Below are 7,568 nucleotides of genomic sequence, written 5' to 3'. Positions count from 1 at the left end.
GGTGAGTGATCGGACGCGGTCGCTCGCCGGGATGTCGGTCGCCGCGAGGTCGGGCGCACCGATCACGCAGGCCACGCCCTGCGGGTTCGTCTCGAGCCACGCCTCGACCACGCTCCGCAGATCGCCGACGCGGCCGTACGCGACCGGTTCCCCGCTGCTGCGGACCGACACCGGCACGTTCGCGTCGGGGCGCACCGCCCTGATCACCGGGGCGGCGGCGTCCATCACCTCCGACGGCGTGCGGTAGTTGATGGTCAGGTGGACCGTGCTGATCCGGCCGGGGGACAGGCCGATCCGCTCCAGCCGCTCGGGCCAGGACTCGTCGAAGTCTTGCCGCGCCTGTGCGCGGTCGCCCACCACCGTGAGGCTCCCCGATGGGCATCGGCGCAGGATCATCTGCCACTCGGCGTCCGAGAGCTCCTGCGCCTCATCCACGATGATGTGCGCGAAGGGCCCGGTCAGTCGGGCGGCGTCGGTGCTCGGCGCGTCCTCGTCGGCGACCGGGTCGAGCAGGGCTTCCTGCAGGTCACGGTGACGCAGCATGGGCGCCACGCCCTCGGGATCGTCGTCGGCTGCGATCACCTCGTCGATCACCGAGCGACGCCGCTCCAGCTCGGCCGCGCGCTCGGCGTGCCGGCGCCGGGTCTCCCTGTCGCGGTGGGCGTCTCCCAACCGATGTCGCGCCGCGTCGAGCAGGGGCAGGTCCGCCCGCGTCCAGGCAACGGGTTCGTCCCGCTGGAGCAGGCGGATCTGCTCGACCGTGAGCCAGGGCGCGCACAGACGCAGGTACGCCGGAACGGTCCACAGGTCACCCACGAGGTCGGCCGCGTCGATCATCGGCCACGCGCGGTGGAGCTCGCGGCGCAGGTCCGCGTTCGCCAGCAGCTCGGCCCGGAGAGCGGCGTCGGGGACACCGGCGTCGGCTTTCTCCAGCAGGATCTCCACCAGGGTCTCCAGGATCTGGTGCCGGGCCTCGTTGTGGGGCGTGCCGTCCTCGGGGGAGGCGAACGCCTCGGCCCAGTCGCCCGGCGTCAGTCGGAGGTCGACCCACTCGGTCTGCACCAGCATCGGCAGCTCGGGAGGCTGCTCGTAGAAGCGCACGGCCGCCTCCAGCGCCCGGACCATCGGCATCCCTGATTTGAGACGGGCGACCTCGCGGTCGGGCCCCTCGGGCACTCCGTCCGGCCCGGCAGTGCTATCGGGGCCGCCAGCGATACGCCCCTCGACACCGGAGGCCAGGTCGGTGAGGGTCGCCGTCTGGACACCGTGCTCACCCAGGGCCGGCAGGACGTCCGCGACGTAGTCCAGGTACGGCCGGTGCGGGCCCACCAGCAGCAGATTGCCGCGGCGTCGACCGAGGCGCGACTCCGAGTGCAGCAGATACGCCGCCCGGTGCAGCGCCACGACCGTCTTACCCGTCCCCGGGCCGCCGTCCACCACCAGTGCGCCCGAGGAGTCGGCGCGGATGATCGCGTCCTGGTCGGCCTGGATGGTGGCGAGCACATCGTGCATCCGGCCGGTCCGGGCCCGGCCGAGGCTCGCGATGAACGCAGATTGGTCGTCCAGGGCGGTGCGGGTGCCCACCTCGTCGTCGTCGAGGACCTCGTCCCAGTAGTCGACGATGCGCCCGCCCGACCACCTGTACCTCCGCCGGTACGCCACGCCCATCGGCTGGGCGAGCGTCGCGGCGAAGAACGGTTCGGCGGCCGGTGAGCGCCAGTCGATCAACACGGGGATGCCGGTCGAGTCGATGAGTCCGATGCGGCCCACGTAGACCGGATCGGGGTCTCCGGTGAGGGCGACGTGTCCGATGCACAGGTCCAGCCCGAAGCGCCGGAGGGTGGTGAGTTCGGAAACGAGGCGGCGGATGTCCGCAATGCGGTCGATGGTCTGTGCGCCGGTGCCGGCCGGGTCGCGGCGGCGGGCGGCCAGGCGGGCCGACAGGTCGGTGACCCGCTGCGCGAAGCAATCCGCGATCGCCGAGAACCGCTGTTCGTCGGCCGTGATGAGGGCCCGATCGGCCTTGCTCCGCAGGTGATCGGGGAGAGCGAAAATGCTGGTGGCGAGGGGTGGCATCGCGCAAGTGTGCGCCCACACCGGGGTCTTGCGGCAAGACCCCGTACCGGCTATATCTTGAAAGGGGCACACGAGATGCGGGCTGCAGTCGGGCTCCCGCCCTCGCGCTGGAGTGACCCACGTCATATCCTCAGGGCGTGAAGGTTGATCTGACGGTCCTGGCCATCCCCGGTTTCATCGCGGCGATGGCGGCCGAATACGCGTGGCAGTCCCGCAATCCGGCGGAGGGGGAGCGGGCCGGCGATTACGAGTTCGCCGACACCATGGCCAGCCTGTCGATGGGCGTCGGCAGCCTGGTCGCCCCGTACGTGGCGGACACGCTGCTCGCGCCCGTCACCCCGCGCACCGGCCGGTACGCCAAGGCGCTGATGGGTCTGTCCCTGGCGGCGGCCGCCGCAGCGACCGTGGGAGACGTGGTGCGGCGCACTCGGACCACCGGTCTGCTCAGGGCGGGCGCGTTGCCGTCGAGGGTGTCGTCGTCTCTTTCGGACCGAGCCCCCCTCTCTTACCGAGCGTCCCTGACGGGCGGGGCGCCCCTTCCGGGCCGGGCGGGGGGGAACGACGACGACGAGGTCTTCACCTCCGACCCCTCGTCCGTCAACGGGGACGCCCACGTGCCGCCCGCGCTGCGCCGCATCACCGGCGGGTCCGCGGTGACGTCGCTGGCCTCGGCGGTGGTGACGGTCTCGACGTTGTGGAGTGCGGAGACGGCCGCAAAGAAGCTCTTCCGGCTCTCCCCGCTGGACCTGGGAACTGGTCCGCTGGCCTATGCGGTGGCGATCCTGGGCTGGGACTTCATCTATTACTGGAACCACCGCTTCGACCACGAGAGCCGCTGGCTGTGGGCCATGCACGTGGTGCACCACTCCAGCGAGCGGTACAACCTCTCCACCGCCCTGCGTCAGCCGGTGGCCGAGGCGTTGACGATCTACGTGCCGTACGGGCTGCTCTCGCTACTGGGCGTGCGGCCGGCGCTGGTGCAGGACGCCCGCGCGATCAACCTGATCTACCAGTTCTGGGTCCACACCGAGGTGATCCGGACGATCGGTCCGTTCGAGAGAGTGTTCAACTCGCCCGCCCATCACCGCGTGCACCACGGCAGCAACCGCGAGTACTTGGACCGGAATCACGGCAGCATCCTCATCCTGTGGGACCGCCTGTTCGGCACCTTCGAGCCCGAGGGGCAGAAGGTGGTCTACGGGCTGACCACCAACATCGACACGTTCAACCCGGCGCGGATCGCTTCGCACGAGTGGGTTGCGATCGCCCGGGACGTGTTCCGGTCCGAGAGCTGGAAGGACCGGGTCGGATACCTGGTGCGCGGGCCGGGGTGGGCCGGGGCGCGGCGGGCGTAGCGCCGCAGACCTGGGGTGCCCTGCACGGGCCGTGCAGGGCACTGCAGGTCAAGGAGCTGGTCAGCCTGGCCCGCCTCGCGAAATTAGGCTCCCCGTGCGCCGAGGGTCACTGTCCGGTGATGACCACCCGGTTCCCGTCCGGATCGCTCAGCTGGAGGATCCGTGCGCCGCCGCCCGGGGCAGGGCCGTCGTGGGCGACGCCGCTCGCAGCCAGTCGAGCCGCGGCTGCATCGAGGTCGGTCTCGTCGAGGACGACGGTCGAGTGGCCTGCGCGCTCGGGCTCGGACCACACCTGCAGTCCGAAGGTGGCGCCCGGGTGCCATTCGATGAGCCCCGGCATGGGCCGCAGGTCGGGAGCGCGATCGAACAGGAGCGAGTACCACTGCTCGGCGCGAGCGATATCGCTGACAGTGCACTGGGCCAGGATGCGACGGATCATGATGCGCTCCTCCGACGGTGGAATGCGATCACCGTAACAACTCGCGTTGCGAGGCACCGTCAAGGCCGCCGCAGCGTAACGGGTCCCCGGTAGGGTTCGATTTCACATGTAAGGCACCGCACCCGAATCGGTAAGGAGCGACATCGTGTTTCCCACTGGCTCGATCGAGAACCCGCTGCGCTATCTCTTCGGCCCCGGGCCGGGTGAGGCGTCGTGTCTGGCCCTGACGCCCGAGTGCATGGGCCTGTTGCCGTATCTCGCCGCCCGGTTCGGCGTGGGCTCCTGACGGAGTGCGTCACGAGCGCGTCGACTATCCGGCTGCGGTCCGCCTGCGCTCCAGTTCGAGTGCGCCGTCGAGGAGACGCGTGATCTCGGGGTCGTCCCTCCGGTAGATCTCATGGACCTTGTCCGTGAGGCGGCTGCTTGTGCCGAGAGCCGAGAAAGCCGGGGTAGCGCACAAGTACATGAGGCGAAACACCGGATCGAGGGCCTTCGGGACGCCGTTCAGACGGCGGAACTCCGCCGGGATCACGGCGAAGCACATCAACTCTGAGATCAGGATCAGCGTGTCTGCGGCCATGTGGCGTGGCCGGCGGCCGTCGCCGGGACGGAAGAGGCGGCTCACCGCGCGCAGCCGGTCCCGCGTCCACCCGGTGGTGGTGCGGAACTCCCCGGAGACCGACTCGTAGTACCGGTCCAACTCGTCCCGCGAGGTGGGGAACTGGTCCTTCGGTGCTCCCATCAGCGCGCCGAACTGGGAGGCCTCGGTCAGGTACTGCCGCACCTCGTCCTCGGTCAGGGGTGGGACCCGCCGGCCCCGGGCGAAGCCGAAGTTCTCGTACGCCAACCACGCCGCGTGGGCGATGGTCACGGCGGCGAACAGCATGCTCGAGTCGTCGGTGGCGGCATACGGCTGCCGGGTGTCCGACAGGATCCCGTGCATCGGCCGGTGGTAGTTGAACAGCCGACGCGCGGCCTTGTCCGCCTCGGCGGTAGAGCCGAAGAGCAGGGGTGCAGGGACGCTGACCGTGCGCACCACCCGGTCGTAGAACGTCACCCGCGGCCCGTCGCCGCGGTGCGTGGTGCGGGAGCGGGCGCCGAACATCGGGTCGTGGTCGATGAGCACGTGCTGAAAGACGATGTGCGGGGACTCGATCAGGTTGGTGACCTGGGCGATCATCGCCTGGGTCGCGGGGTGGAGGAAGACCCGCCACGACATCGAACCCGGCCCGAAGTATCCGAGGTCCGCGGGTGCGGGGTCCGGGTTCTGTGCCGGTTCGTTCGCTCTGGTGGGTGTAGCCATGGTGGACCTCGCTTCGGGTGCGGATCGGACTCGCCCGCACGGGAAACGGGTGTTTCCTGTGCGTGATCGGATAGTGCCACCCGCTGCTCACCGCCGTCAACAGCCACCTACGATGAGAGCGGCCGAGGGAGGACCATGGACGAACCGTTGTGGCGTGGGAGTTCGCTCACCGAGCGCAGCTCGGAACGGCGACGCCAGCTGCTCGAGGCTGGTCTGGATCTCCTGGGCGCCGGTGGTGGCCGGGCGATCACCGTCCGGTCCGTGTGCCGGGACGCCGGGCTCAGCCCCAAGTACTTCTACGAGAGCTTCACCGATCGCGATCAGCTGATCGGCGCACTCTACGACTCGGCGATCGCCCAACTCGCCGCCGCCGCGGCCGACGCCGCAGGTGCGGCGGACCGTGATGACGTGCGGGCCGTGCTCTCCGCCGTCTTCGTGGCCGCTGCCGAGTTCTTCAGGGCGGATCGGCGCCGGGTCCGGATCGTCTTCACCGAGCCGCTGGTCGACGACGCGCTGCGCACCCGCGCGCGGGAGACGTTCCCTCGCCTCGTCGCCACCCTCGCCCCCGAGGTGGGCATCCGCATCGACGCCGCTGACCCTGTGCGCGGCCCCCTGGCACTGGCGGCCCTGGGAGGTTCGCTGCTGCTGACCTTTGTCACCTGGCTGGAGGGTGGCACCGGGATGGACGAGCGGGGGCTGGCCGAATTCTGCGTGGACGTGGTCCTGTCGACCCCGGGGGTGCTCGTGGCCTCCGAGTAGAACTAGAACCTGTTCTTGACACCCGTCAACTCCGGCGTATCCTCCTCAGGGTGACCACCCTCACCTCCTTCCCTCGTCTCCTGTCGCCCGGGCGTATCGGCCCCATGTCCACGGCCAATCGCATCGTCCTGCCGGCCATGGACATGAACGTCTCGGAGGACGGTGAGATCGAGCAGCGGGAGATCGACCACTACGTCGCCCGCGCCGCCGGCGGTGCCGGACTGATCATCACCGGCGCGTGCGCGGTCGCCTTCCCGCACGGCGCCGCGTCGATGAAGGAACCGGGTCTCTCGGACGACAAGTTCATCCCCGGGCTCACGGCCCTGGCGGATGCCGTCCACGCCGCGGGGTCGAAGCTGTGTGTGCAGTCCACGCATCACGGCAAGGTCGCGCGGGTGGACATCGCGAACGACCGGCCCGTGATCGCGCCCAGCGCGCCCGATTACGACTACGACTACTCCGCGTTGGCCGACAGCACCCCCGAGGAGCTCGGCAGAATGGGCGCCGCCACCGGTGGCAAGAAGACGGTCTACCGGGAGATGGACCACTCCGACATCGCCTGGCTCATCTCCACCTGGGCCGATGCCGCCGACCGCATCGCCCGGGCCGGTGCGGACGCGATCGAGATCCACGTGGCCCACGGCTACATCCTCGGGGTGTTCCTCAACCGCCGCGACAACCAACGCACCGACGCCTACGGCGGATCGCTCACCAACCGGGCGCGGCTGGCGTGCGAGGTCATCGCCGCGGTCAAAGCGCGGGTGGGGGACACGCTCGCGGTGCTGGTGCGGGTGTCCGGCGAGGAGTACGGCCAGGACGGGGGGCTGACGCTCGAGGAGGCGATCGAGGCGTCACGCATGTTCGAGCGCGCGGGCGCCGACGCCATCCACGTGACCGGCTGGGGCCGCAACCCGTTCGACAACTTCACCGACGGCCCCCTTCCGGACACGATCGGCGCGTACCTGGACAACGCGGCGGCGATCAAGCAGGCCGTGTCGGTGCCGGTGATCGCCGTGGGCCGCATGCTGCCGGAGGTCGCGGAAAAGGCGATCGACGACGACAAGGTGGACTTCGCCGCCATGGGACGGCAGTTGCTCGCCGATCCGGAGCTGCCCAACAAATTGGCCGCCGGCACGCCCGAGCTGGTGCGCCCGTGCATCAACTGCTACCTGTGCGTGGCCGAGAACTTCTTCGACGACACCCCCATCTGCGCGGTCAATCCGGCGCTGGGCAACGAGACGCTCCTGCCCCTGACTCCGGCGCCGGCCCGCACCCACGTCGTGGTGGTGGGCGCGGGTCCGGCCGGGCTGGAGGCCGCCCGCGTGTTGACCGAACGCGGTCACCGCGTGACCGTGGTGGACAAGGCTGACCGACTCGGCGGCACGATGTGGTTCTCCAGCCTGACCACCCCGGACAACGAGCCCCTCATCCGCTGGTTCGCCGCCGAGATCGACCGCCTGGGGATCGACGTCCGCCTGAACACCGAGGCGACGCTGGACTCCCTCCGTTCCCTGCAGCCCGACTGGGTGGTGGTGGCCACCGGGGCCGTGCGGCCGGCGCCGCAGATCCCGGGCGGGGACCTGCCGCACGTGCACACCGGCGACTCGCTGCGCGCCACCATGCTGGGCACGGCCAC

Annotated in this window: 7 protein-coding genes; 4 read left to right on the top strand and 3 right to left on the bottom strand. The window is 70.2% G+C overall.

Annotated elements, in window-relative coordinates:
- Positions 1-2,076: RNA polymerase recycling motor ATPase HelR (helR, locus tag G6027_RS05295; protein ID WP_182636063.1), on the bottom strand; the 2,076-nt coding region annotated here is incomplete at its 3' end.
- Positions 2,077-2,213: 137 nt separating this feature from the next.
- On the opposite strand from helR, the gene G6027_RS05290 reads away from it, so the two are divergent.
- Positions 2,214-3,431, top strand: a complete 1,218-nt coding sequence (locus G6027_RS05290; protein WP_182636061.1) for a sterol desaturase family protein — start codon at positions 2,214-2,216, stop codon at positions 3,429-3,431.
- Positions 3,432-3,537: 106 nt separating this feature from the next.
- On the opposite strand, the gene G6027_RS05285 is transcribed toward G6027_RS05290, so the two are convergent.
- A complete protein-coding gene (locus G6027_RS05285) occupies positions 3,538-3,870 on the bottom strand; it encodes a VOC family protein (RefSeq protein ID WP_182636059.1) in 333 nt (110 codons plus the stop codon).
- 145 nt (positions 3,871-4,015) lie between these two features.
- Between G6027_RS05285 and G6027_RS05280 the strand changes: the two genes are divergently transcribed.
- Entirely contained in the window at positions 4,016-4,156 is a 141-nt protein-coding gene (locus G6027_RS05280) for a hypothetical protein (protein WP_182636057.1), read from the top strand.
- A gap of 24 nt (positions 4,157-4,180) precedes the next feature.
- Here the strand turns inward: G6027_RS05280 and G6027_RS05275 are convergent, their stop codons facing one another.
- Positions 4,181-5,173 carry an oxygenase MpaB family protein gene (locus tag G6027_RS05275; protein WP_182636055.1) on the bottom strand — a complete coding sequence of 331 codons (993 nt, stop codon included), beginning with the start codon at positions 5,171-5,173 and terminating at the stop codon, positions 4,181-4,183.
- Positions 5,174-5,308: 135 nt separating this feature from the next.
- On the opposite strand from G6027_RS05275, the gene G6027_RS05270 reads away from it, so the two are divergent.
- The gene (locus tag G6027_RS05270; protein ID WP_182636053.1) at positions 5,309-5,932 is read left to right on the top strand and encodes a TetR/AcrR family transcriptional regulator; all 624 of its coding nucleotides are present in this window, start codon (positions 5,309-5,311) and stop codon (positions 5,930-5,932) included.
- A gap of 104 nt (positions 5,933-6,036) precedes the next feature.
- Positions 6,037-7,568: NADH:flavin oxidoreductase (locus G6027_RS05265; RefSeq protein WP_182636064.1), on the top strand; the 1,532-nt coding region annotated here is incomplete at its 3' end.

This window comes from Dietzia sp. SLG310A2-38A2 (genome assembly GCF_014145095.1).
Classification (GTDB): Bacteria; Actinomycetota; Actinomycetes; order Mycobacteriales; family Mycobacteriaceae; genus Dietzia.
Note: the sequence above shows the minus strand (reverse complement) of the source record. Positions and strands in the feature narration are given on the sequence as shown.

Coding starts and splice junctions, on each gene's coding strand:
- G6027_RS05285 (WP_182636059.1), bottom strand. CDS start 3,870: ATGATCCGTCGCATCCTGGCCCAGTGCACTGTCAGCGATATCGCTCGC.
- G6027_RS05275 (WP_182636055.1), bottom strand. CDS start 5,173: ATGGCTACACCCACCAGAGCGAACGAACCGGCACAGAACCCGGACCCC.
- G6027_RS05270 (WP_182636053.1), top strand. CDS start 5,309: ATGGACGAACCGTTGTGGCGTGGGAGTTCGCTCACCGAGCGCAGCTCG.